This is a genomic window from Rhodococcus sp. UFZ-B548 (assembly GCF_903819475.1).
Taxonomy (GTDB): Bacteria; Actinomycetota; Actinomycetes; order Mycobacteriales; family Mycobacteriaceae; genus Rhodococcus_F; species Rhodococcus_F erythropolis.
The window spans coordinates 57969-81215 of record NZ_CAIJDS010000031.1 but is presented as its reverse complement, the minus strand read 5'-3'; the positions used below and the strand labels follow the sequence as shown (position 1 = coordinate 81215).

Here is a 23247-nt window from a genome sequence, read left to right as displayed (position 1 = left end):
ACTGCACCGTACCCACAGCATTGTTCGGAGCAACCGTCGCGGTCAGATCAACAGCCGTACCCGTGATCGCCGTCGCCGGAACCGAGAGCGACGTCGTGGTCTCGACATCCACCGGAGCCGGATCAGAGACCGTCACCGTCTGAGCCGACGCCGACGAACTGACGAAGCCAGCACCAGCGGTGAAGTCAGCCGTAACACTTTGTGCACCAGTAGCATCGAACGCGTGCGACAGAGTCGCAACACCGCCAGTCACCGTGACAGGTGAACCGATCGCCGTGCCATTCGACTTGAACTGCACCGTACCGACCGCGCTGTTCGGAGCAACCGTCGCAGTCAGATCAACCGCCGTACCCGTGATCGCCGTCGCCGGAACCGACAACGACGTCGTCGTCTCGACATCGACCGGAGCCGAAGCAATGCTGATTGTCGCGAGCGGACCCGCGCCGGCATTGAGCGGTGTGGTGTCCTTGTTCTCGCGGGGCGAGCAACGGGTCGGCGCCCACTGTGTACCAAGGAAACTCGCCTTTGCGAGCTGAGTGCTGAAGTTTTCGCTGGCACCGAGGTTGCCGGCCGTACCCGCGGTCCTCACCTTCGGTTGGATCACTCCCGTCGCACCAGCGACCATTGTTACGTCGACTGCGGGAAGCCGGAACCAGGTGTCTCCGTTGCCGTTTGTCGAGCCATCGAGGTTCTTCTTGGACTTCGGTACTCGAATACCTCCCTCCGAGTTGGTACTCGTCGTCGGACTGTTGCCGATCACCTGGTTGTTTCCGGACAGCCGAAGGATCCCGCCGCTACCGTCGACGTTGCCAGAGTCGTTGACCCTGAGAACGTTCGGTGCGACGCTGTCGAGTCCGACCGAGGTGCCCGCGACGACGGCCGCGGAAACGAACGTCGCGTTGGCCGGGATTGCGTAGTCGACCTTGAGACGTGACAGGTTCGTAGTCGTCGCGCCGGAATCCTTGTCCGGATACGACGTTCCGCTCGGCTGAATTCGGTAGGTGAAAGTCTCGCCGGGTTGGACAGAAGCGGGTGCGTCGACCGTGATGAGGTTGTCGGTGACCTTGTGGACGTCTCCGATGATGGAGCCTGCGACACACGCTGTTTTGAAACCGGTGGTCGAGATCGCGGCGGATGCGGGCGTGCCGATCAGCAGCATCCCCGCGACCATGGCGGTTCCGGTTATGGGCACGGCGAATCGCCGCAACTGAGAGATTTGGGGCATGGGCACTTCCTTCGGAAGGGCAAACATAAGCAGTGGATTCGGACAAAACGTGTGCGCGCCGTCACAACATAACGAAAAAACTAGTACGTGTACTACTTTTGGCAAGACACTTGTCCAATTCACCCCGGACTCACCCTCACATCACCTGACGGGGGATGGAAAAGCAGGGTATGGAAACCCGATTGAACGCAAAACTACCGCCAAAGCGGCCTATCGACAACGCTTTTGGTGGCCACCGCGCCCATCGGCGGGAAAAAGATGATTTTCCGTCAGTTCAGAAAAAGTTCCAAACCTACCAGTACGAAAGTACGAATCAGGGCCGCGACGGAGTCCGTCGCGGCCCTGATTGTGTTTGTTCAGTGTGTCAGCGAAGCACATCCGTGCCGACGAACGGCACCAATGCCTCGGGCACTCGCACCGAGCCGTCGGCCTGCTGATGATTCTCGAGAATCGACACGATCCAGCGCGTCGTTGCCAGGGTGCCGTTGAGAGTGGCGGCCGTCTGCGGCTTGCCGTTCTCGTCGCGGTACCGAACTCCGAGGCGGCGGGCCTGGAAAGTCGTGCAGTTGGACGTCGATGTCAGCTCGCGGTAGGTGCCCTGCGTCGGAACCCATGCCTCGCAGTCGAATTTACGCGCAGCCGAAGAACCGAGATCTCCGCCGGCGACGTCGATCACGCGGTAAGGAACGTCGATGGCGGCCAACATGTCTCGCTCCCAGCCGAGGAGACGCTGGTGTTCGGCGTCGGCATCCTCTGGACGGCAGTACGTGAACATCTCTACCTTGTCGAACTGATGGACACGGATGATGCCGCGGGTGTCCTTGCCGTAGCTTCCGGCCTCACGGCGGAAGCACGAGGACCAACCGGCGTAACGCTTCGGGCCTTCGTTCAGTTCGAGGATCTCGCCCGAGTGGTAGCCGGCCATGGGTACCTCGGAAGTTCCGACAAGGTACAGGTCGTCATCCTGCAAGTGGTAGATCTCGTCCGAGTGAGCACCGAGGAAGCCGGTACCCGCCATGATTTCCGGGCGTACGAGCACCGGCGGAATCATCATCGTGAATCCGTTGGCGATCGCCTTCTGCGCAGCCAACTGCAGCAGTCCGAGCTGGAGCATGGCTCCGTAGCCGGTCATGAAGTAGAAGCGCGAACCCGAAACCTTGGCGCCGCGTTCCATGTCGATCAGGCCGAGCGACTCACCCAGCTCGAGGTGATCCTTCGGCTCGAAGTCGAACTTCGGAATCTCACCGACGTGTTCGAGCACGATGTAATCGTCCTCGCCGCCGGCCGGCGCACCTTCTTGCACGACGTTGGAAATCGCGCGGTGTGCGGAGTCGAGCGCGGCCTGCGCCTCGTGCTGCGCGGCCTCGGCTTCCTTGACCTTGGCCGCCAGTTCCTTGGAACCCTCGAGCAGCGCGGGACGCTCCTCCGGAGATGCCTGTCCGACCTTCTTGCCGAAGGCCTTCTGCTCTGCGCGGAGGTTGTCTCCGGTCAGAACGGCAGCGCGTCGGGACGCGTCGGCTTCGAGCAGAGCGTCGACCAGTCCTGGATCTTCTCCACGGGTGCGCTGCGACTCGCGGACGATTTCGGGGTTCTCACGGAGAAACTTGAGGTCAATCACGACTTCGAACTTTACCCACTCACCGCAGCTCGCCGACGGTCACGTCCACGTCGGAGAGGGGGAGATCACGATTCGAGCAGACTCAGGTAGTCCTCGCGTCCGAACATCCGAGCCGCGTCGACGGCCGTCGGGTGTCCGCCTTTCGGGTCGGCTCCCCCGCTCACCAGCGCTTTCACCACCGCATCCTCGCCCTTGAAGACGGCTCCGGCGAGGGGTGTCTGGTTCTTGTCGTTGGGCCGGTTGACGTCGGCGCCGCGCTCGATCAAGGCAACGACGGCGTCAGCGTGACCGTGATACGCCGCCAACATGACGAGCGTGTCGCCACTCTCGTTGGTCAGATTGACGGGAACTCCAGCATCGACATACGACGCCAGCCCGGCCGCGTCGCCGGTTCGTGCCATGTCGAAGAGCCGGCCCGCCAGCTCGACAGCCTCGGGATCGAGTGGGGTGTTTTCGCTCATGACTACAAAATACTCACAGACGCGTTTGTGAGTTTTGTAGTGAAGGTTCGATATCGCCACGGCAACAGGCATGATGGAATCGATGTCCGAAGACAAGATCGAGAAGTCGCCAGATCCGGTAGATCCCCAGGGGACGCCGGCGAAGAAAACTGTCTCAGCGAGTCGCACCCGTCGGGTCCTGGCTGCCGTGGCGGTAGGTGCGGTGGTCGCCGCGATCGCAACGATCGCGATTTCCGGTGGATTGAACAAGGACGACTCGTCCTCGGTCAGTGTCAGTGGTGGCGGTCCAGCAGCAACGGGATCTACTCGCGACGACGCCTTCACCGCGGCTGCGGCCGGCGACTGCCTCAACTGGACGCCTGCGACCGAGTCGGGCGGGGACCGCACGGACATGTCAAAGGTTCAGTGCGGAACTGAACACCGCTTCGAGGTTGCCGGACCACTCGACCTCTCGGTGTTCCCCGGCGCCGAGTTCGGCCCCGGTTCCCGGTACCCGGGCGCCCTTCGATTCGCCGAACTCCGCGACGAGCACTGCACACCCATCGTCATGTCCTACCTCGATTCGAAGTTCGATCCCAAGGGCAAGTTCAGCGTCGGCCTGATGTTCCCGAGCGAATCGGGTTGGACTTCGGGCGAGCGCGCACTGCGTTGCGGCTTGCAGTTCTCGACCACGACCGGCGAACTACAACCGTTCGTGGGCCGCGTGGCGGACCAGGACCAGTCGAACGTGTGGGACGTCGGCACGTGCATCGGCATCAACCAGAACCTCCCGACCGATCCGGTCGATTGCGCGAAACCGCATGCATACGAGGTTATTTCGGTGATCGACCTCGGCACTCAATTCCCGGGCGCAATGCCGTCGGTCGAAGATCAGGACCGTTACCTCGAGGGCGTCTGCACTCAGGCGTCCAACGAGTACCTTGGTTCCGCAGACGCGCTTCGCGACAAGACGCTGACGCTGTTCTGGGACAACATTTCACTGGAAAGCTGGTTGGCCGGTAGCCGCCGAGTCAATTGTTCGATCGGCAAAGAGGTCGAAACCGGCGGGTTTGCCGCGATCACCGGAAGCGCCAAGGGCGAAATCCTGATCAACGGCGCCGCTCCGGTCCCGCCACCCGCTGCACCGGAAGGTCGGTCGCTGCCGACGCCGTTGCCCGGCGCAGCTCCGCCGTCGTAAGCCATGACGGTGACTATGACGCCCGACCGGTTCGAGGAACTGGTCGGCGAGGCGCTCGATCTGATTCCGCCCGAACTTGCCAAGGCCATCGACAACGTCGTGGTGCTTGTCGAAGCACGTGACGAGGAAGAACCGGGGCTGCTCGGTTTGTATCAGGGCGTCGCTCTGACCGAGCGGGATTCTCATTACGGTGGGTACCTGCCGGACACGGTCACTATTTTCCGCGATTCGATACTCGACATCTGTGCATCCGAGGACGAGGTTGTTCACGAGGTTGCCGTGACCGTCATCCACGAGATCGCGCACTACTTCGGCATCGAAGAAGACAGATTGCACGAACTCGGCTGGGGCTGAGGGCAAAGTCGTCCGATTTCGGGGGAACCAAAAGCGGCCGGTATGCATCAAACTATGTGCGGGGGGATTTCTACGGCTGTGTGCACGACCTCCCGGCCACTTATCCGCCCTGGTCAGGAAGGAGTTCGGCACTATGTACGTCGACCCTCAAGCCCTAGTTGCCGCCGCAATGGAACTCGAGTCTGCGGCGACGCGATTGCGCGGAATCGTCTCTACTGCGCAGCCGACGCTACGCGTTCTCCCAGCCGGATCCGAAGAAGTGTCCGGTAGCGCGGCAAATTACTTCAACACCATCTCGGGCAGCCTTGCCTCGTCCACCGATCGGGCAATCGAGGAGCTCACCGCGGCTGCGGCAGCTCTGCGCAAGAATGCAGCTGCCTACGAGCTCGAAGACCAGCTCACCAAGTCCAGCCTGGCAGCCGCACCGATCTGATCGACAGAAATCGAACTCGGTAACTCGGCAACACAGTCACACTTCCTGGGGGGAAGAACAATGGTCGGCATCACCGGTGTCATCTGGTATCCACGGGGCGCAGCACCCAACTCTGCAGCACTGGTCGCCGGGGCCGGGCCGGTCCCTCTCGGTGTGGCGGCCGGGGCCTGGTCCACCGTGTCGTCCGGACTGACCGACACCGCTGCGTCCATCTCTCGCGTGATGGCGGACCTTCGCACCGGGTGGTCAGGAGAAGCCGCGGATGCCGCGTTGAGCAAGTTCGCACCGTTCCAGGAATGGGCTGCCTCGGCCGCGCTGCTCGCGGGAGAAACCGCTGGTAAAGCCCAAGTGCAGTCCGGTTCCTACACCGTCGCCACCCTGGCCATGCCGTCCCTGGCGGAGATCGCGGCGGTTCAAGCGGCCAAGGTCGCCGCGTACTCCATCGGCGGGGCCCTGGTCGGCGGGGCTGCTGCCGCCGAGGCTGCCGAAGAAGCTCTCAAAATTCGAGCGGCGGTGACGATGGAAACGTACGACGCCGCAACGACGCATCTGGCCGTGCAGCAGAACTTCGACTCACCACCGTCCATCGCGGAACCCACAGCTGGGGCATCCGCTTCGGCCGAAAGCCCAGGCAACGCCGCACGACAGTCCGTCGTGCAAGCGGCATCAACGCTCGCTGACGTAATCGCGGATCCCGTGCGCGCCGCAACCGCTGCTGTCGCATCCGTAGCTTCCAACCCGGTATTTGCCGCCGCTGCCTCACAGGCCGGTGCCATCTCCGGTGGAGCGTCGGCCGCCGTCAGTGCCGCGACCACCGCCGTCACGGGCGCCACCACTGCCGCATCAACTCTCGCGACGGCCGGAGCAGGACTCACCGGACTGGGCGGCGCAGGGCTCGGCGGCGCGAGACTCGGCGCTTCCACACCATCACTGTTCGGCACCCCCTCGGCAGGTCGGGCAACGGCACAGGTCAGCGCAGCTTCCGCGACTACCGGAGCCGGAGCATTCGCGGGCTCGTCGTCGAGCAGCAGCACCGGCCGGCACGCTCTTCCGGATACCTCCACCGGCCAGAGCGCCGCGCGCCCGAACCCCGTGACCTCGCCGGTTCAGGGCACCGTCGATACCGTCAAAGTGGATCCGGCCCGAACCGCAGGCGGATCTGCGCCGATCGCCGGCGGCCGTCATGCGGCCCAATCTGAAGACGAGACCGAGCACGACACACCTGATTATCTGAAGCACTTCGAGCACTTCGCCGACGGCCGAACAGTCATCCCGTCCGTGATCGGTGGCGCACTCGAAACTGCAGAGCGTTGATGGTGGACCTCGGCACCTCACCTGATGGGTGGAATTTGCCTGTCGTCGCCCTCTCACAGGACGAAATCGACTATGTACGTGAGCGACTCGGGCTCGACGCGCTTCCCGTGGTTCTCGGTGGCGCGACGGTTCACGCCAGTGCGAGCGCTCACCATACGGCGATGCAGTCCGCGGCAGATTCGCTCTCCGAGCGCGATCTCCTCCCCGGCGGGGAGATCCATCACGAACTCAGTGCCCGCCTGCGCGTCCTGACCCACCCCAAGTGGGAGTTGGCGCTGCGTCGGCATGTCGGTGGAAGGATTTCACGCCTCTGCGTCGCACAGGGCGAATTCCTTTGTGTCGAAGCAACTTCAACCGATTCTTCGTTCGCATTGTGCAGCGTCACCGCCGAACCAGCTGCACCCGTTGTCACCGCGCTCGGCAGCACCGAAGCAATGCCGATTGCCGTGATCAACGCACCGACCGAGATGCTCAGCCTGGCATTCGGCGCCGGCCCGGATGCAGACAGCGTGACCTCGGCCTTGATCAACGCCGGGATACCCGAAGACGACGCGCTCCAATTGGGTAGCGCAATCGTCACATGCACCGCCTTCGCCGAATTGGTTGGAATACCACACAGTTTGGGAGCGACGACGCTCATGACCGGCGCAGTGACTGTGTACGACACCTTGGCCGGCCGGCTCGTGGGTTCGACTACTCGGGCTGCCGACGGCACCGAGTGGACGTCCATCAGTTCCGGAACACTCCATCGCCTGCGACAAGCCGTGAACGCGCTGGTAACCGAACTCGAGGAATCGACGCCGGAGACTTCCGGGTAACCTCGGGGCGTCCCTTCAACGCCCGGAGCCTTACTTCAGCATGCAGTTCTCGCGTCAACCGTCGTCACCGGGCGAACAAGGCTCGGTCGCCACGATCGACCGGCCGAACGAAGAACGGGCAACAACACCGCACCGACAAGACCTGAACGGACTGCGTGGCCTCGCCATCGGTTTGGTGGTCGTGTTCCACGTGTGGTTCGGACGGGTATCTGGCGGGGTGGACGTCTTCCTGGTTCTGTCCGGATACTTCTTCGTCGGCTCACTGGTTCGACGCGCCGAAGCCGGGGGTTCACTCAACCCGGTCCCGGCACTGCGGCGGGTGTTTCTGCGGCTGTTCCCCCTGATCGCGGTGGTCAGCATTTTGACCGCACTGGGGACCGCGTTGCTGCTGCCACGCACACGCTGGGCCGATCTGGGTGATCAACTGATCGCGGTGCTCGGGTTCTTCCAGAACTGGCAGCTCGCCAGCACCGCAAGCGACTACCTGGCCGCTGACGGCTCGGTCACTCCCCTGCAGCACCTGTGGTCGATGGCCGTGCAAGGTCAGTTCTATCTCCTGGCCATCGCACTCGTCTCCGTGATCGCTTATGTGGCTTCACGCGTGAATCCCAACTATTTCCGCCCGTCACTCGCGGTCACCCTTCTGGTTCTGACCGCAGGATCTTTTCTCTACGCACTCGCCAAATCTTCGCGTCACCAAGCCTGGGCGTACTACGACTCCGGCGCCAGGTTGTGGGAATTGGCCCTCGGTGGTCTGCTGGCCGTTCTGATGACCAGCACGCGCAGTCGGCAGATCGCATCCCTGCCGTTCTCGGCCAGAGCGACGATCGGCTGGGCGGGGCTTTCGTCGATCCTGTTGTGCGGCATAGTGCTCGACGGCGCCCAGCAGTTCCCCGGCCCGTGGGCGCTGGTACCGGTGCTGGCCACTCTTGCGTTGATACTGTCCGGAGTCGGCGACGACACACCTTGGACGTCGAAGACGCTCGCCCATCCGGCACTGACGTGGCTCGGCTCGTTCGCATTCGCGCTGTACCTGATTCACTGGCCGATTCTGGTGTTTGCACTCGTGATCTCCGGACGCCCCGAAGCCGGCCTGCTCGGCGGGGCACTGATCATCGCCCTCTCCGTCGCGGGGGCGCTTGCACTCCGGCGCCTGGTCGAGGTTCCGGTGGAGCGCGGAGGCCGCTCGCGCCGGTATACCGTCCTGGCATGCGTCGTCACCGCTGCCGCGGTCCTCGCCGCTTCGGTCGCCTGGCAGTCGTACGCGAGCAGCCAGACGACGGGCCAGCGGGCGGTCGACACCCTCGACCTCCCGACCCATCCCGGCGCACTCGCGCTCACCGACGGTGCCGAAGTACCCAAGGCGTCGATGGTTCCCTCGATCTTCGATGCGCCACTGGACCTTCCGGCCAGCACGCTCGACGGCTGTATCGCCGATTTTCTCGAGCGGGACGTCGTCCACTGCACCTATGGCGACGCCGATGCAGACAGAACCATCGCGCTCGCGGGTGGTTCGCACTCCGAGCACTGGCTCACTGCGCTCGACGAACTCGGCAAGAGTCACGGGTTCCGCGTCGACACGTATCTGAAGATGGGCTGCCCGCTCACCGTCGACTCCATGCAGACGTTGTCGGACAACGACTATCCGGATTGTGTCGACTGGTCGCGTGGAGTGCTGACCGAGTTGGCCGACGCCTCACCCGATTTCGTGTTCACGACGGCAACCAGGCCGAGTTCCGACGGCCCTGGTGACGTGACGCCCGAATCGTACGTTCACGTATGGGAGGAACTGGGGCGCGACGGTATCGACGTCCTCGCCATTCGCGATACCCCCTGGCTGCACCACGACGGCGTCGCCTACCGCGCGATCGACTGTCTGGCGACAACCACGTCACCCGATCACTGCGCGATGCCACGGTCCGAAATGCTCAGCGACGTCAATCCGGCGCCGTCGGCAATTGCCGATCTGACCAACGTCCGCCTACTCGATCTCAGCGACGGTGTGTGCGGACCGGAGTTGTGCCGCGTCGTAGAGGGAAATGTGTTGGTGTATCACGATTCCCACCACCTGACAGCCAGCTACGTGAGCACACTGTCGGCTGAACTGGGGCGCCAACTGAGCGTCCAGACCGGTTGGTGGTGAAACCGGCTGTCAGCCCATCACGTCGTCGGCGCCGGGGATGAGTCGGTGCTCGAACGGCGGGTTGACGGCTCCCCAGCGTAGGCATTCCCAGCCGCCATCAGCTGAGGGCAACAGTTCGACGGTCTCGGTGTTGGCCAAGTGGTTGTTGGCTGCGAACAGTCCGGGGACACCGGCAAGCTGGGCGGCGACAAGACGAATCGCAGCACCATGACTCACCACGACGATGTCGCCGCCGTCTCGTGAGCCTTCCAGAAATTCTTCGCGCAGCGCATTGACGACGGGGACGTACCGTTCCAGGACGTCGTATCCCGTTTCACCGCCGGGAATGCGAGCGCCGAGGTTGCCGGTGTGCCAGTGATGGAACGTCTCCATGAACAGTCGGTGCGCGGCCTCGTCGGTGCGATCCTCGAGGTCACCGGCCTGGACCTCGTGCAGTCCGTCCCGCACATCCAGGGATACACCGGCGGCCTGCTCCACAAAACCTGCTGTCTGCCGGGCACGCAAAGCCAAGGACGATACGAGCGCCAGAGGAGGAGCCGAAGCCAGGCCGATGCCCAACGTCTCGGCCTGCGCCAACCCTTCCGGCGTGAGCTTTGCTCCGGGCAGAGCGGTGTCGAGACGTTTGGCGACATTCGCCTCCGTCTGACCGTGCCGAACGAGGATGAGCCTTCCGGTCATCGTTCTCCCCCTCCATGCTTGAGTTCGTCGATCCACCGAATCGCTTCTTCGTCCGAAGGAGGTTGTGGCCCGGTCGAATTCGCTGTCACCCACGACCCCAGGAAGCGGACTCCGGATTTCCGATGCAGTGCACGCATCGCCTCGGCCACCAGCGAGTCCTCGACGTGTCCGACGCAGTCCACGAAGAACCGGTACGTACCCAATTCCGTTCGCATCGGACGCGATTCGATCCGAGTCAGATCGATACCGCGAGCGGCGAATTCGGAGAGTGCGCGCACCAGGGAGCCTGGAGCGTTGTCGAGGTGAAGCACCAGCGCGGTGCGATCGGCACCGGTCCGTTCGGGAACCGGAGCCGGCTTGGTGACCAGCACGAAACGTGTACGGGCGCCGCCCACATCGGCGACGTTGTCCGCCAGGCTGTCGAGTCCGAGCATCTGACCGGCCAAAGCCGTGGACACACCGGCGTCGACCGTTCCAGCCTGCACGTCCAGCGCCGCACCGGCGTTGGACGAGGCCAACACCACCTCGGCCTGGGGCAGGTTCTCGGCGATCCATCCGCGGACCTGTGCGCCCGCATGCGGATAGGCCCCGATCGTGCGGACCTGGTCGGCGGTCGTCCCGGCCCGAACCAGGATGGAGAAACTCACGTCCAGATCGGTTTCGGCAACGATCTGCAGGGGCGAACCGAGAGCGAGTGAATCGAGCGTCGGCGCTACGCCGCCTTCCACCGAGTTCTCGAAGGGAACTACGGCCCCGTCCACGGAACCGTCGCGAACCATGTCGAGAGTCGCCGGCGGACTGCCGGCCGGTACTCGCTCGACGGTTTCGCCGAACGCGCCCTCAGCCTCCAACTGGGCGAGAGCTATCTCCGTGAAGGTTCCCGACGGACCGAAATACGCGATTCTTGGCACGCCTAAAAGATTACGCATCGACCCACGCCGGTCACTGCAAACCCGCGGCACGCAGAGCCGTTTCCACCGCAGGCAGATCTGCAACCTCGATCGTGAGCAGCACCTCGCGCATCGCGGATGCGGCTTCCGGGATCAGCGCGGCGAGTTTTTCGGGCTTCGGATCGACTATCGCGGCGCGCACGTCGTCGCCGCGCAGTGCAGCGACGGTGCCACACAGTAGGGCGATCACCTCGTCGCCGTCGGCTGCGCGGGCTACGAAACCGACGGACTCGTGCGCGAGTACCGCCAGGAAATCAGCCACTTCGGTGGGCGTGCGACCGGCGGCGAGTCCGGGGATCCGTCCACCTTCGCACAGGCGCAGCGCCGCTTCGGCGGGTGTCAGATCCTCTTCGCCGCCGTCGACGTACACCGCGAGCGGAGCGGGCAGACGTAGCGCGATCGCGTCGTCGATCTGGTCGGTGGTGACGTCGACGTCGAAACGGACGGCCTCGTACGACGCATCCGTGTCCGCGCGCAGTTCTTCCGGATCGATATCGAGGCGGACGACAACCCGGCCTGCTGCTTCGCCACCGATCAGCGCCGACGCCGGAACGACCGGGAGAAAGAGTGCTTCGAGAAGTCCGCGCGAGTTTCTCGGGGCGGGCAGCCCGAGTGAAAGAGGAATGGCCACAGACAAACCGTAACCCCGGCGCAGGCGGCGGATTCCACGCGAGTTGCGCAAAAGTCTTGCGATTCACACCGAAGCGCCTTAGGTTAGGGTTACCTCATCATCCGATGGAGTTCGAGAGAACACCCGCCAAGGGGGCAGCATGGCAACGAAGACCAGCACCGGCCCGTCCACCGCCGAACGCGTCCGCAGCGCCTGTGTGCGCGCACAGGACGCAGTTCTCGCCATCGAAGGCAGCGATCCCACCGTCACGTCGGTGCATCACCTGCGTTCGAACGGTGACGTCGTCGTTGCAGTCCCACATGCCTCCGCAGCTGCGGCCCTGGCCTGGAACTCCGGCGGCGGCGGCCTGCCTGCCGTCCTCGAGATCACCGATCACGCACCACTGCGGCTGCGTGAGCCCGTGCGCTCCCTCGTGTGGCTTCGCGGCTCGTTGCACGCCGTGCCCGACTACGAGGCACGCGTTCTCGCCGACGACGTCGCATCCGAACATCCCCACCCGGGGCTCCTCGACATCGGCCACACCTCGGTCCTCCTTCGCCTGAGCCTGGCCTCGGCCGTTGTCGCCGACTCGACGGGGGCAGAGCCCGTCGCCGTGGACGAACTGCTGAACGCCAGCCCCGATCCCTTCTGGGAAATGGAGACGGCGTGGCTGCAGCATCTCGACGAAGACCACCGCGATCTCGTGGACCTGCTCGTGCGCAAGCTTCCCCCGTACATGCGCACCGGACGCGTTCGCCCACTCGGCATCGACCGCTACGGACTGCGCCTGCGGGTCGAGGATCACACCGGTGACCGCGACGTGTGGATGCCGTTCGCCAACCCCGTCGACGACGCTCCCGCACTGAGCCGCGCCATCCGAATGCTGGTCGGGTGCCCTTTCCTCAACGGCCTCCGATCGGGTGGCGCTGCAAACGGCTAGCGTTGCGCGGGTGAATGCCCGCGAAACCGTCCGCACCTGGTTACGGCCGCCGTCTCCCGTTCGAACGGACCCGGAACTAGATCCCGCCGCCAGACGCGGAATCCGGATCGAGATCACTATCGTTCTGCTGGTCACCTTCGGGCTCAGCGGATTGTCCGGGATCCTTTCGCTCGCCGAATCCTTGGCGACGCCGGTTGCGCTCTCGGATCAGACGGTTGCACTCAACCCGTCGCGAGCTGCCATCGACTGGATCGACCTGGCGCGCCAATTACTGGGCGTTGCAAAGCTTCTCGCGTGGGCAGCGCTGGGACTCTATCTACTGTGGCGTTCGGGGATCGGTCCACGTGCTGCGGGCCTGACTCCCAAACCTCGATTCGGTCGCGACATAGCTCCGGGATTCGGCCTCGCCGCTGTGATCGGCCTCCCCGGACTCTTGTTCTACCTAGTCGCTCAGGCACTGAGCATCAACCTCACCGTCCAAGCCAGCGCGCTCGACGACCACTGGTGGCGGGTTCCGATCCTCGTACTGTCCGCAATCGCAAACTCGGGCGCCGAAGAGGTACTGGTCGTCGCCTACCTGATCACTCGCCTCCGAACACTCGGCTGGAGCGAGAACAAATCTCTGCTCGCGTCCTCGCTCCTGCGCGGTAGTTATCACCTCTACCAAGGGTTCGGCGGCGGTGTGGGAAACGTGATCATGGGGCTCGTGTTCGGTCGATACTGGCAGCGCACCGGCAAGCTGTGGCCGCTGATCATCGCCCACGCGCTCATCGACATGGTGGCGTTCATCGGTTACGCCCTCCTGCGCGATCACGTCTCCTGGCTGCCGTGACCGGTACCGTGAACTGGTGACCGGCGACTCCGAATACCCTCAGCGCCCTCCGCGGCGCCAGCCGCCAGGGCCACCTCCGCGGCGCCAGCCGCCCCCGCGTGGACCGATGCCACCCCGTCAGGGCCCACCCCCGCAGCGGCGCCCACCGATGCCGCCGGAAGGGCCGACGGTCATTCGCCGCGACGGACGTCCACCGCAGCAGAATCCGGCCAATCAGGCCTGGTCACAGGTCCCACCAGAAGCGCCGCAGCAACCCAGGCGTGAGGACTGGGCGCCGACCCAACGCCCGCAGCCGTTCCAGGACGACCCCCGCAGGCAGGGGCCGCCGCGTCAGGCGAAGTACGCACCCGCGCCGCCGCGCCGAACCCCGCCGAACGCCCCGCCGCGCCCTCCTGAACCCCCGAAGCAGCGACGCCCACGCAAGCGTCGTAGCTGGGGTAAACGTATCGGCATCACGTTGTTGGTCTTGCTGCTCGCGCTGGCCGGCGCGGTCTATTACGTCGACAGTTCGCTCAATCGAATCGACGCGCTGCCCGACTACGCGGGACGCGTCGCCGATACTCCGGGCACGAACTGGCTGATCGTCGGCTCCGACAGTCGTGAGGGGCTCACACCCGAGCAGGAGCAAGCGCTTGCGACAGGTGGTGACACCGGCCCCAAGCGCACTGACACGGTCATCTTGGTCCACGTTCCCAAGAGCGGGAAGACGACGATGGTCAGCATCCCCCGCGATTCGTACGTTCCGATTCCCGGCTACGGCTCGGACAAGATCAACGCCGCCTTCGCTTTCGGTGGTGCCCCCTTGCTGGTGCAGACCGTCGAGGAGGCAACCGGACTTCGCATCGACCACTATGCCGAGATCGGATTCAGCGGGTTCGCCGGCATCGTCGACGCCGTCGGTGGCGTCAATGTATGCCTGACGCAGGCGATCGACGATCCGCTGGCCGGAATCAACCTCCCCGCCGGATGCCAAGACTTGAAGGGTTCGGATGCACTCGGGTTCGTACGGACCCGAGCAACCGCGCTCGCCGACCTCGACCGCATGAACAACCAGCGCCAGTTCATGTCGGCGTTGCTGTCGAAGGCGACGAGTCCGAGTACGTTCCTCAATCCGTTCCGGTTGTGGCCGCTCGTCTCCGATACGGCCAAGTCTTTGCAGGTCGACGAGGGCGATCACATCTGGAATCTGGCCTCACTCGCCTGGGCGCTTCGCGGCGGGATGACCACCACGACGGTTCCCGTCGCCGGTTTCGAGGACGTGGACGGGTCGGGCAACGTGTTGTTGTGGGACAAGGCACGCGCTTCGCAGTTCTTCGACGCCCTGGCCAACGATCAGCAGATTCCGCAGGATCTGATCACCACGGGGTGATTGCCCTGAGTTTCGGTAGTACCCCGGGAGGACAGGCCGAGCGAACAAATCGCTTTCCGGCAGGACGCGGAACGGCCGGCGGAAAAATACCGTGAAGGTATGAACACAGCACACCGCCGATTCCGCACCGCCGCCGTCATCGCCGCCTCGGCCGGAGCGGCTTTACTGGCCACGTCCTGCTCGGGCACCTTCGACAAGTTCGACGAGTCGAAGGCATACAAGAAAACCGAAACCTTCTCTTTTGCACAAGCATCCAACGGAATCGACACACTGCCGAGTTGGGTTCCCGCCGGCGCGACGGGTATCGACGAGGTCATCCGCACCACCGGCAACGAACGCATCCTGCGCATGACTGCGAACATCACGGAGATAGATCACAACAGCTGCATCGCACAACCTACCGTCGAAACTCGTCCGGCATCGCTGTCCGCACAGTGGTGGCCGACGGGGGTCGAGAAGGGCAGTTCTTTCCAGTGCGGCGACTGGTACGTCGGCGAAAAGGACTCGTTCGTCTACGGATACCGGCCGGAAACTCTCGACTTCATCATCGATCAGCTCGACAACAAGTAGCTCCCTGTCCGTGCCGCCGACCCAGTAATCTGTTGGGATGACACAGGCGAAGAACTCGAGCGAATTCACCACTCTGCTGCGTCAGCAGATCCGTAACGAGTTCACTGCATCGCAGCAGTACATCGCGGTAGCGGTGTACTTCGATGCACACGATCTTCCGCAGATGGCCGCGCGCTTCTACAGCCAGGCCACCGAGGAACGCGGTCACGCGATGATGATGATCCAGTACCTGCTCGACAACGACCTCGACGTGGACGTACCGGGTGTCGACGACGTCGTGACGAAGTTCGACAGTGTCCGTGCCCCGGTCGAATTGGCACTCGAGCAGGAGAAGACGGTCACCGAGCAGATCACGCAGTTGGCGCGCACCGCGCGCGATACCGGCGACTACCTGGGCGAGCAGTTCATGCAGTGGTTCCTCAAGGAGCAGGTCGAGGAAGTTGCAAGCATGACAACACTTCTCACCATCGTCGACCGCGCCGGCGACAACCTCTTCCACCTCGAAACGTTTGTCGCACGCGAGATGAACACACCGGCAGCTGCCGACGCAATGGCGCCGACGCCCGCCGGCGGCGGCGTCTGAGGGCCACCGGCCTACCGAGTCTCCGGCCGCTCGGCGGCGCTCAGTGATCTGAGGAAGTTGTTGTATGCCTCCAGATCACTGTCGCCGTCGATCTCGGCGCGGCGGTCCTGGGCGGCATTCATCCGTTTGTCGTCCCGGTTCCAGCGCATCGCGAAGATCACGACCACCACCAGCGCGACGGGCTCTCCGTACGACCACGCACGGGCACCGGCCAACTGCTGGTCCTGCATCACGTCCACGCCCCACTCGGGAGGCGGATTCACGAACGTGGTCAGCAGCGGCTTTGTCGCCATCATGAGAACGACTCCGATGAACACGTGCAGCGGCATCTCCACGAAAAGGTCGAAACACCGGCCGAGATAGCTTTGCCGCACCGGCAGTGGTCCGGTGGCGAGCACGGGCATGATGAAGAGCAGACCGCTGGTGAGAAAGAAGATTTCGAGAAGGACGTGTCCGGCCGCCGGACGGCTGCGCAATGCCGACAGTGCAAGCGCCAGAACATTTCTCCCGGGACCTCGATGCGACGTCGAACGCAGTAGCAGCAGTCCTGGCGAGCCCAGCACCCACAGCGGCGGGATCGCCATCGAGAGCGTCAAATGCTGGAACATCCAGACACTGAAGAGTTCGTTCCCGTAACTTTCGACCTTCGAACCGGTCACGGCGATCAACAGCAAGCATCCGGCCAGAAAACATGCAGTTCGATACCAGGGCCATAGCCGTCCCCACGCACGCACACGGTACATTGACCACCAATACCAAAGTGCCAGAACAGCTCCCAGTAGAACAAGAGGTGACAGGGACGAGGAGTCCCAGGTCAACATCTGTCCGATCGACGGCGGCGCCAGACCGTTCACCTCCGATTCACGGGCGAACCCTCCTTCGAATCCTTTCGGGTACCGTCGACTCTACACCTAAATACTATGTTGGATAGTATTTAAGTATTCGACGGAAGGTCAAGGTACACAGCAGTGTCCAGAAGCATGAAGATATCCGCCGCCCTGATCGCGTTGTTCGCGGTAGCACTGATCACGTTCATCACCGTCGATCCGATCAGGGCGGACAACGAGAGCACCGATCGGGCAGCACAATCCACCGCCGTCCTGACCGACGACGCGTACCGATTGACCTCGGCCGCTGACGACAAAGTGAATCTTGTCGAGTTCCTCGACTTCGAATGTGAGGCCTGCCTCGCGCTGTACCCGACGATGGAGCGAATCAGAGCCGAGTACGAGGATCGAATCACATTCGGCATCAGATACTTTCCGATTCCGAGTCACACCAACAGCACTCTCGCGGCGCAGGTCGTCGAATCCGCATCTCGCCAGGGCAAGTTCGTCGAGATGTATCAATGGATGTACGAGACTCAGTCGCAGTGGGGTGAATCCGCCGAATCGCAGGAGGCACTGTTCCGCTCCTACGCACAAGATCTCGGCCTGGACATGACCCGATTCGAATCCGACCTCAGCAGCCGCGGCGTCCGCGAGCGGGTCGAGCGCGACTTCAACGAGGGCAAACGCCTTGGCGTCCAGGGCACCCCGACGCTGTTCCTCAACGACGTGAAGCTGGCCCAGATGCCGAGCTACGAAGATCTGAAAGCCCAGATCGACTCAGCCTTGGAGCAATGATCAGGTCAGAACAGCGCAGATACCGGCGGAGACGGCCACCGTCACGGCTGCGGCAACGGCCGTCGTGACGGCCGCCGGCACGCACGCCGCGACCGCGCAGGTCAGTCGCCGAGGCGACGCCACGTCGCCGTCGACCAGGGAACGCAATCGCACTGCGGTCGCGCCGCCGCGATCGCCCAAACTCCAGTCCGGCTGAGGAAGCGGCGATTTCGACACCACGGCAAGGGCGGAACGCACTGCAGCCGGGCTGGTGACGCGAGCGGCGTGCCGGTCCGCCGACAGTTCCACGATCGCGCCGACGGCAGCAGGTGCCGCCGCGAACAACGGCACTCCCGGCAGAACAGCGGCCAAGACTTCACAGGCACCGACGATTCGGTGATGACCGCCGCTCAGGTGCGCACGCTCGTGCGCGAGGACCGCGTCACGCTCGCCCCCGGTAAGAGCGGATGACAAGCCTTGTGTCGCAACAACAAATCCAGGCTTTCCGGCGACACTGTAGGCCATCGGCAGCGGATGATCCAACCACAACACGTCGGACTCCGAGTTGTCGCGGCGCGCGACGATCGAGAGAACATCACGATGGAAATCTCGGACTCTCGCGTGCTCACGTGCCTGTTTGCGGCCGGCCAGCACGATCCGAACAGCGATCAAACCCACCACACCAACGGCTGTACCGGTGATCAGTTCACCCACCCATGAACTCGTGCCGTGCGCGAAGGCGCTGAAACACCGAGCGATACCGTCGACCGGCGCGTGGCTCGGCCACACCAGAACCAAGACCGCGGAGAGAGCGAGATACAGAGCCGACGCCATACTGCCGAGCCACGCCGCGAGCAGCACCGTCGGTGACAACGTCGAGGAAACGGCCCGTAACGCTCTCGGAACCAAAAATCCGACGAATACCGCACCGAGAAGCATCGGCAAGGCCAGTGTCATTGCGCACCTTCCCCGGAAAGTCCTCGGCGCAGGGCCTCGTTCTCAGCGTCCGTCATTGTCTTCGCGAAGTGCAACAGCACGGCAGCGGAATCGGAACTGCTGTCCAACAATTCGCGCAGTGCCCTGGATGTGGCCTCTTCACGGCTGCGACTCGGCCGATAGAAGTAGGCGCGACTCTTCTTCTCACGACTCACCCAGCCCTTGTCGTAGAGATGAGTCACGACGGTCAGGATGGTGGTGTACGCGAGTTGTCGACGCTCACCCAAGATCTCAACCAGATCCTTGACCGAGAGCGCGTCGTCGGACTGCCAGAGCACATCCATGACCTCGGCTTCGAGTCCGCCCAGCCCCTGCATTGCTCCTCCATCGCGTCGTGACAGAACTTCAGCCGCTCGCGGCCTTCTCCCCGAACGACACGCCCCGGGAATTCAGATACGCGAGCGGATCAGTCTTCTGCCCGTCAGATTGCCACACCTCGTAGTGCAGGTGCGGTCCCGTCGATTGTCCACGATTGCCGACGGTCGCGATCAGTTCACCCGCCCGCACCTTCTGACCGGCAACCACGAGCGCCTCGTTGATGTGCCCGTAGACGCCGACGGTCCCGTCGTCCTGCTGGATGCGGACCCAGAGCCCGAATCCCGCGGCGGGACCGGATTCGATCACAACACCGTCGGTCGCCGAGACGATGGGCGTACCGATCGAGTTTGCGATGTCGAGACCGTAATGGGTTGTTCCCCAGCGTGGACCGAAGTTGGACGTCATCGTCCCGCTGACGGGGGCCATCACCCGCGGCTTTTCTGCCTCGTACGCCAACGCCGCCCGTTCGGCTTCGAGTTGCCTCGTTTTACCGAGTTGTTCGGCTATCCCGGCAAGATCCGTCGTCCGAACAAGGTCGAGTATCTCCGGCACCGACACCAGCGCTGGACCTTCCGCTGCAACTGGAAGCGGCGATGCGTGCCCGATGGAAGTGCCGGACGCCAGGATTGCGCCCGTCACCACGGAAACCGCTGCCATGCGCCCGCCGGGTCTGGTCGGCTCGGATTTTCGATGTCTTCCCACTTCTCGGTCCTCGCGTCGATGACAAATGAAGGTCTACGCCGCCACCTTACAACTATGTTGCATAGTTTTTAAGACATGCACTATTGCGCATATATGCATATGTGTCTAGGCTGACGTCGACGAAAGGACCTTCGATGTCACACGGACACGGGCACGGAATCTCTCCCGCCGAGGCTGCGACCAGCAACAGCGGCAAGCATGTCAACAAACTATGGATCGCCGCCGGCCTCGGGTTGGTGACGTTCGCGCTGCAGGTGACGGTCGGCTTCTTCACCTCGTCGCTGGCGCTGCTTTCGGACTCGGCGCACGTGTTCACCGACATCTTCGGCATCTTCATGGCGCTCGCCGCGATCCTCGTCGCACAGCGTGCAGCTCGGCGTCCGGATCGCACTTTCGGTATGTACCGCACGGAAGTGTTTGCGGCACTGGCCAATGCGATCCTGCTCTTCGCAGTCGCCGGGTGGGTGCTCTACGAGGCTGCCAGCCGATTCTCGGATCCGCCCGAGGTTCCAGGCCTCCCCGTCGCGATAGTCGCCGTCGTCGGTTTGGCGATGAACGTCATCGCCTTCCTGATGCTCCGCAGTGGCGCGAAGGAAAGCATCAACATCCGCGGCGCCTACCTCGAAGTCATGGCGGACATGATCGGGTCCATCGGCGTCCTCGTCAGCGGCTTGGTCACGCTCGCTTTCGGTTGGCGCTACGCCGACCCCGTCATCGGCGTCGCCATCGGCCTTTTCGTCTTGCCGCGCGCCTTCAACCTGGGCCGCCATGCCGTCCGCATCTTGCTCCAGCAGGCTCCCGATCGCATCGACGTCACCTCGATACTCGAGAAGATCAACACACTCCCGGGAGTCGTCGACGCGCACGATCTGCACGTCTGGACACTCACCTCGGGGATGGAAGTTGCTTCCGTTCACGTCACCGCGGCCAGTGACGCCGATCCCACTACGGTGCTCGCGGCCACCCAAACCTTGCTGGCCGAGGTATTCGAACTGGAGCACGCCACCGTGCAGGTGGAACTCCAGGGAAGTGACGGTAAATGCACGGAACTCGCCTGGTGAAAAGGACATTCCTAAATGAAACATTCGCTTTCGGGCCAATGGATAACCGCACCGAATTCGAAAAGAAATTAGGTCTTCTTTAGTTTGGGAACGCTTACCACAATAAGGTCAGACTGGGATGACAGGGCCTCTGACCTGCACTATCTTGGAATTCATGACTTCTGGGGAGACTCACATGACCAAATTCCACGCACTACTCCGAGACCAGATTCGCAACGAGTTCAACGCTTCGCATCAGTACATCGCGACAGCGGTTTACTTCGACAATGCGGACCTGCCACAGCTGGCAAAGCACTTCTACAAGCAGGCTGTGGAAGAGCGTAACCACGCCATGATGATCGTTCAGTATTTCCTCGATCGCGACATCAACGTCGAACTCACCGGCGTCGACGCCGCGAAGGCCGACTTCAAGGATGCCCGTGAGCCCATCGCTCTCGCGCTGACGCAGGAGAAGACGGTCACCGAGCAGATCGTCCAGCTCGCGAGCACTGCCCGCGAAGAAGGCGACTACCTCGGCGAGCAGTTCATGCAGTGGTTCCTCAAGGAGCAGGTCGAGGAAGTTGCCAGCATGACAACACTTCTCACCATCGCGGACCGCGCAGGCGCCAACCTGTTCGACCTCGAAGACTTCGTGTCCCGCGAGATGAGCACCGTCGGTGACACCACCGGTGCGCCGAACGCAGCAGGCGGAACCATCTAGCCTGCAGCACTCACGGATTTTGCCCTCGAGCCGAACGGTTCGCTTCCCGCCAGCAGGATCGAACTGATCAGCTCGGGGGCATCTGTCATCGGTACGTGCCCCAGTCCGGGCAAAACCATCAACTTCGCCTGCGGGAACGGCTTTTTCACGCGCTGCGCTTGGTACACGGGCAGAATGAGATCGCGTCGACCCCACGCAACCGTCACCGGCACAGTGGGATCCACGATGGGCGGCAACACGAAGTCCATCTCGAGACCGAGATCGACGAGTTCGTTGGACACGAGCGAACGGCAGTCTGCCAACGCTGCCGCATAACCGACATGACTCGGATGAGCGAAGAACGCGGCGAGCGCCGGATAGCGAATCAGCTTGTACCGCAATGCACGTGGCAGACCATCACCCATGAGCTTGGCCGTGCCGCGCAGTGCACGGAACGTGTTGATCGCCCGCACCTGATCGAGGTGATTGACAAAGAACCCGGCCGGCGACAGAGCTGTCGCCGACGCGACGTCTCCGCGCGCTGCCAGCGAGAGTGCAATCCATCCGCCGAGTGAGTTTCCGGCGACGTGGGCGCGCTCCCCCGCCGGAGTCACTTCCTTGACGAACTCACTGACGTCGTCGATCAGCTGTCCCATGACGTCCGGACCGAGTTCGGGCAGCACGGACTCTCCGTGACCTGGCAGGTCGACCGTGACCACACGGCGATACGGCGTCAGCTGGTCCAAAAGCGAATCCCACGCCTGCCGTCGATGGACGATGCCATGGACGAGCACAAGCGTGGGACCGCTACCGGAGATGTCGTGCGACAAAGTCATGCCGCCAACATTAACCGTAACTTTGCGTAACGCCTATAGTTCTGGCGAAAAAATCAGCGCAGCGTGACCTGGCGTCCGCGCAGGCCGTCGCGCGAGCGCAGCTCGGCCGAGGTCAGTGGAGCGTCGACGGCCAGAGCCTCGGCAAGACGCTCACCGAGCTCGACGGTTGCCGCTACCCACTCGTTTGCATGCTTTTCGCGGTCGAGGTCGAAGACGGGGACCAACAGGCCGTGGGTGCGGAACGAGCCTGCGTAGCGCGAGCCCTCACCCAGGTGCAGTCCACCGGTCGCGTGCACGCGCGCCAACGCGAGCATCAGGTCGTCTTCGCTCTCGGGGCGGACCCAACGCAGGTGCGCCTTCTCGCCGGCGTCGACCCACCACGCGGCAACGAGGCCGTCTCCTTCGAGGCGCGCAGAGGGCATGATCGCCGAGTTGGCGTGCTGCACGGTGGCGGCAACCTCAGGATCGGTTTCGACGCCTTCCGGAATCCACCAGTTGAAGTTCTGGTGCACGGTGATGTCGAGCAGAGCCGAGGGATCGACAACCTCGGTGACGGCGGGTGTCTCGGAATCGGGGTTCGCGGCAGAAAGCGCGTCGCCGGGGGCCGCGTCCTTGATCCAGTTCACCGAAACGGCGAGGTCTGCGCCGAGGTCGGCAGAGTGCGCTTGAACCTGGACACCGACAAATCCGGTGGCCGTCTCGCCCTCGTCGCGGACGAGGGCGGCAACAGCGCCGGGGAGGACCGTCGCCAACGTGACGGGTCGGTCGGAGCCGATGACCGGCAACGGAGCCGTGGCGGACGGAACGAATTCGCGCAGCGCGACCAGATCGCACTCGGCGGCAAGGCCCTCGAACGGGCGGTTCACTGCGCCGGCAGCGGCTTCACGCTCTGCTTGGCGCGCCGCCAGCTTCTCTGCGCGTGCGCTGCCCTGCTTCGGTCCACTGTTTCTTTTGCTCTTCTTGGCCACGAGGGCAA

The 23247-nt window shown here is 63.4% G+C and carries 26 protein-coding genes; 14 read left to right on the top strand and 12 right to left on the bottom strand.

From position 1 onward, the window contains the following. The 3 genes from H7C86_RS23625 to H7C86_RS23615 form a co-directional block, all read right to left on the bottom strand. Positions 1-1225: Ig-like domain-containing protein (locus tag H7C86_RS23625; protein ID WP_259349286.1), on the bottom strand; the 1225-nt coding region annotated here is incomplete at its 3' end. A gap of 364 nt (positions 1226-1589) precedes the next feature. Beyond that, complete coding sequence (gene serS / locus H7C86_RS23620) at positions 1590-2843, bottom strand: serine--tRNA ligase (RefSeq protein WP_003945400.1); 1254 nt, start codon at positions 2841-2843, stop codon at positions 1590-1592. A 65-nt stretch (positions 2844-2908) separates the two neighbouring features. Next, on the bottom strand, positions 2909-3304 hold the full coding sequence (locus tag H7C86_RS23615; protein WP_003945404.1) for an ankyrin repeat domain-containing protein: 396 nt from the start codon (positions 3302-3304) through the stop codon (positions 2909-2911). Positions 3305-3374: 70 nt separating this feature from the next. Here H7C86_RS23615 and H7C86_RS23610 point away from each other — a divergent pair, with 70 nt between their 5' ends. From H7C86_RS23610 to H7C86_RS23585, 6 genes are all read left to right on the top strand, one after another. Then, the gene (locus H7C86_RS23610) at positions 3375-4481 is read left to right on the top strand and encodes a septum formation family protein (RefSeq protein ID WP_182262339.1); all 1107 of its coding nucleotides are present in this window, start codon (positions 3375-3377) and stop codon (positions 4479-4481) included. 3 nt (positions 4482-4484) lie between these two features. Next, positions 4485-4835 (top strand): metallopeptidase family protein, encoded by a 351-nt coding sequence (locus H7C86_RS23605; protein ID WP_007736028.1) that lies wholly within the window; start codon positions 4485-4487, stop codon positions 4833-4835. A 133-nt stretch (positions 4836-4968) separates the two neighbouring features. Then, complete coding sequence (locus tag H7C86_RS23600) at positions 4969-5268, top strand: PE family protein (protein WP_029254193.1); 300 nt, start codon at positions 4969-4971, stop codon at positions 5266-5268. Positions 5269-5328: 60 nt separating this feature from the next. Further along, positions 5329-6582: a PPE domain-containing protein gene (locus tag H7C86_RS23595; protein ID WP_182262338.1), complete on the top strand. Its 1254-nt coding sequence runs from the start codon at positions 5329-5331 to the stop codon at positions 6580-6582. Next, entirely contained in the window at positions 6582-7400 is an 819-nt protein-coding gene (locus H7C86_RS23590; protein ID WP_182262337.1) for an ESX secretion-associated protein EspG, read from the top strand. The genes H7C86_RS23595 and H7C86_RS23590 overlap by 1 nt, the downstream gene beginning before the upstream one ends. Positions 7401-7440: 40 nt before the next feature. Then, positions 7441-9543 (top strand): acyltransferase family protein, encoded by a 2103-nt coding sequence (locus H7C86_RS23585; protein WP_182262336.1) that lies wholly within the window; start codon positions 7441-7443, stop codon positions 9541-9543. 9 nt (positions 9544-9552) lie between these two features. Here H7C86_RS23585 and H7C86_RS23580 read toward each other — a convergent pair whose 3' ends face one another. The 3 genes from H7C86_RS23580 to H7C86_RS23570 are packed head-to-tail and all read right to left on the bottom strand — an operon-like array spanning position 9553 to position 11802. Beyond that, positions 9553-10221, bottom strand: coding sequence for a histidine phosphatase family protein (locus H7C86_RS23580; RefSeq protein WP_019746386.1), 669 nt, complete (start codon positions 10219-10221; stop codon positions 9553-9555). Beyond that, on the bottom strand, positions 10218-11150 hold the full coding sequence (gene pheA / locus H7C86_RS23575; RefSeq protein WP_181447568.1) for a prephenate dehydratase: 933 nt from the start codon (positions 11148-11150) through the stop codon (positions 10218-10220). Before pheA ends, H7C86_RS23580 begins: the two co-directional genes overlap by 4 nt. 13 nt (positions 11151-11163) lie before the next feature. Next, entirely contained in the window at positions 11164-11802 is a 639-nt protein-coding gene (locus tag H7C86_RS23570; protein WP_182262335.1) for a hypothetical protein, read from the bottom strand. A gap of 139 nt (positions 11803-11941) precedes the next feature. On the opposite strand from H7C86_RS23570, the gene H7C86_RS23565 reads away from it, so the two are divergent. From H7C86_RS23565 to H7C86_RS23545, 5 genes are all read left to right on the top strand, one after another. Then, a complete protein-coding gene (locus H7C86_RS23565; RefSeq protein WP_019746383.1) occupies positions 11942-12721 on the top strand; it encodes a DUF2470 domain-containing protein in 780 nt (259 codons plus the stop codon). 10 nt (positions 12722-12731) lie between these two features. Continuing rightward, a complete protein-coding gene (locus H7C86_RS23560) occupies positions 12732-13553 on the top strand; it encodes a CPBP family intramembrane glutamic endopeptidase (RefSeq protein ID WP_020905746.1) in 822 nt (273 codons plus the stop codon). Positions 13554-13701: 148 nt separating this feature from the next. Then, positions 13702-14922 (top strand): LCP family protein, encoded by a 1221-nt coding sequence (locus tag H7C86_RS23555; RefSeq protein WP_181447572.1) that lies wholly within the window; start codon positions 13702-13704, stop codon positions 14920-14922. Between the two features lie 99 nt (positions 14923-15021). Next, positions 15022-15492, top strand: a complete 471-nt coding sequence (locus H7C86_RS23550; RefSeq protein WP_141487982.1) for a hypothetical protein — start codon at positions 15022-15024, stop codon at positions 15490-15492. A 37-nt stretch (positions 15493-15529) separates the two neighbouring features. Beyond that, the gene (locus tag H7C86_RS23545) at positions 15530-16075 is read left to right on the top strand and encodes a ferritin (RefSeq protein WP_020905744.1); all 546 of its coding nucleotides are present in this window, start codon (positions 15530-15532) and stop codon (positions 16073-16075) included. An 11-nt stretch (positions 16076-16086) separates the two neighbouring features. On the opposite strand, the gene H7C86_RS23540 is transcribed toward H7C86_RS23545, so the two are convergent. After that, positions 16087-16929, bottom strand: coding sequence for a cytochrome c oxidase assembly protein (locus H7C86_RS23540; RefSeq protein ID WP_182262334.1), 843 nt, complete (start codon positions 16927-16929; stop codon positions 16087-16089). Between the two features lie 126 nt (positions 16930-17055). Here H7C86_RS23540 and H7C86_RS23535 point away from each other — a divergent pair, with 126 nt between their 5' ends. Then, entirely contained in the window at positions 17056-17700 is a 645-nt protein-coding gene (locus H7C86_RS23535; RefSeq protein ID WP_182262333.1) for a thioredoxin domain-containing protein, read from the top strand. On the opposite strand, the gene H7C86_RS23530 is transcribed toward H7C86_RS23535, so the two are convergent. From H7C86_RS23530 to H7C86_RS23520, 3 genes are read right to left on the bottom strand one after another with little or no spacing between them, the layout of a single operon-like run. Next, complete coding sequence (locus H7C86_RS23530) at positions 17701-18636, bottom strand: M56 family metallopeptidase (RefSeq protein WP_182262332.1); 936 nt, start codon at positions 18634-18636, stop codon at positions 17701-17703. After that, a complete protein-coding gene (locus H7C86_RS23525) occupies positions 18633-18992 on the bottom strand; it encodes a BlaI/MecI/CopY family transcriptional regulator (RefSeq protein ID WP_019746375.1) in 360 nt (119 codons plus the stop codon). The genes H7C86_RS23530 and H7C86_RS23525 overlap by 4 nt, the downstream gene beginning before the upstream one ends. 28 nt (positions 18993-19020) lie before the next feature. Next, entirely contained in the window at positions 19021-19650 is a 630-nt protein-coding gene (locus H7C86_RS23520; RefSeq protein ID WP_133728312.1) for a M23 family metallopeptidase, read from the bottom strand. A 179-nt stretch (positions 19651-19829) separates the two neighbouring features. On the opposite strand from H7C86_RS23520, the gene H7C86_RS23515 reads away from it, so the two are divergent. Beyond that, on the top strand, positions 19830-20756 hold the full coding sequence (locus tag H7C86_RS23515) for a cation diffusion facilitator family transporter (RefSeq protein ID WP_182262331.1): 927 nt from the start codon (positions 19830-19832) through the stop codon (positions 20754-20756). Between the two features lie 154 nt (positions 20757-20910). Beyond that, the gene (locus H7C86_RS23510) at positions 20911-21456 is read left to right on the top strand and encodes a ferritin (RefSeq protein ID WP_024487904.1); all 546 of its coding nucleotides are present in this window, start codon (positions 20911-20913) and stop codon (positions 21454-21456) included. Here the strand turns inward: H7C86_RS23510 and H7C86_RS23505 are convergent. Further along, on the bottom strand, positions 21453-22271 hold the full coding sequence (locus H7C86_RS23505) for an alpha/beta fold hydrolase (protein WP_020905739.1): 819 nt from the start codon (positions 22269-22271) through the stop codon (positions 21453-21455). The two genes, H7C86_RS23510 and H7C86_RS23505, sit on opposite strands and share 4 nt — an antisense overlap. A gap of 53 nt (positions 22272-22324) precedes the next feature. Then, complete coding sequence (locus H7C86_RS23500) at positions 22325-23239, bottom strand: DUF5926 family protein (protein WP_182262330.1); 915 nt, start codon at positions 23237-23239, stop codon at positions 22325-22327. Between the last annotated feature and the right edge of the window lie 8 nt (positions 23240-23247).

Excerpts from the sequence above, each read along its gene's own strand:
- H7C86_RS23505 (WP_020905739.1), bottom strand. The coding sequence starts at position 22,271 with ATGACTTTGTCGCACGACATCTCCGGTAGCGGTCCCACGCTTGTGCTC.
- H7C86_RS23520 (WP_133728312.1), bottom strand. The coding sequence starts at position 19,650 with ATGGCAGCGGTTTCCGTGGTGACGGGCGCAATCCTGGCGTCCGGCACT.
- H7C86_RS23530 (WP_182262332.1), bottom strand. The coding sequence starts at position 18,636 with ATGACACTGGCCTTGCCGATGCTTCTCGGTGCGGTATTCGTCGGATTT.
- H7C86_RS23615 (WP_003945404.1), bottom strand. The coding sequence starts at position 3,304 with ATGAGCGAAAACACCCCACTCGATCCCGAGGCTGTCGAGCTGGCGGGC.
- H7C86_RS23535 (WP_182262333.1), top strand. The coding sequence starts at position 17,056 with ATGAAGATATCCGCCGCCCTGATCGCGTTGTTCGCGGTAGCACTGATC.
- H7C86_RS23585 (WP_182262336.1), top strand. The coding sequence starts at position 7,441 with ATGCAGTTCTCGCGTCAACCGTCGTCACCGGGCGAACAAGGCTCGGTC.
- H7C86_RS23565 (WP_019746383.1), top strand. The coding sequence starts at position 11,942 with ATGGCAACGAAGACCAGCACCGGCCCGTCCACCGCCGAACGCGTCCGC.
- H7C86_RS23610 (WP_182262339.1), top strand. The coding sequence starts at position 3,375 with ATGATGGAATCGATGTCCGAAGACAAGATCGAGAAGTCGCCAGATCCG.
- H7C86_RS23600 (WP_029254193.1), top strand. The coding sequence starts at position 4,969 with ATGTACGTCGACCCTCAAGCCCTAGTTGCCGCCGCAATGGAACTCGAG.
- H7C86_RS23545 (WP_020905744.1), top strand. The coding sequence starts at position 15,530 with ATGACACAGGCGAAGAACTCGAGCGAATTCACCACTCTGCTGCGTCAG.
- H7C86_RS23580 (WP_019746386.1), bottom strand. The coding sequence starts at position 10,221 with ATGACCGGAAGGCTCATCCTCGTTCGGCACGGTCAGACGGAGGCGAAT.
- H7C86_RS23595 (WP_182262338.1), top strand. The coding sequence starts at position 5,329 with ATGGTCGGCATCACCGGTGTCATCTGGTATCCACGGGGCGCAGCACCC.
- H7C86_RS23555 (WP_181447572.1), top strand. The coding sequence starts at position 13,702 with ATGCCGCCGGAAGGGCCGACGGTCATTCGCCGCGACGGACGTCCACCG.
- H7C86_RS23550 (WP_141487982.1), top strand. The coding sequence starts at position 15,022 with ATGAACACAGCACACCGCCGATTCCGCACCGCCGCCGTCATCGCCGCC.
- H7C86_RS23510 (WP_024487904.1), top strand. The coding sequence starts at position 20,911 with ATGACTTCTGGGGAGACTCACATGACCAAATTCCACGCACTACTCCGA.
- H7C86_RS23605 (WP_007736028.1), top strand. The coding sequence starts at position 4,485 with ATGACGGTGACTATGACGCCCGACCGGTTCGAGGAACTGGTCGGCGAG.
- H7C86_RS23590 (WP_182262337.1), top strand. The coding sequence starts at position 6,582 with ATGGTGGACCTCGGCACCTCACCTGATGGGTGGAATTTGCCTGTCGTC.
- H7C86_RS23525 (WP_019746375.1), bottom strand. The coding sequence starts at position 18,992 with ATGCAGGGGCTGGGCGGACTCGAAGCCGAGGTCATGGATGTGCTCTGG.
- H7C86_RS23515 (WP_182262331.1), top strand. The coding sequence starts at position 19,830 with ATGTCACACGGACACGGGCACGGAATCTCTCCCGCCGAGGCTGCGACC.
- pheA (WP_181447568.1), bottom strand. The coding sequence starts at position 11,150 with ATGCGTAATCTTTTAGGCGTGCCAAGAATCGCGTATTTCGGTCCGTCG.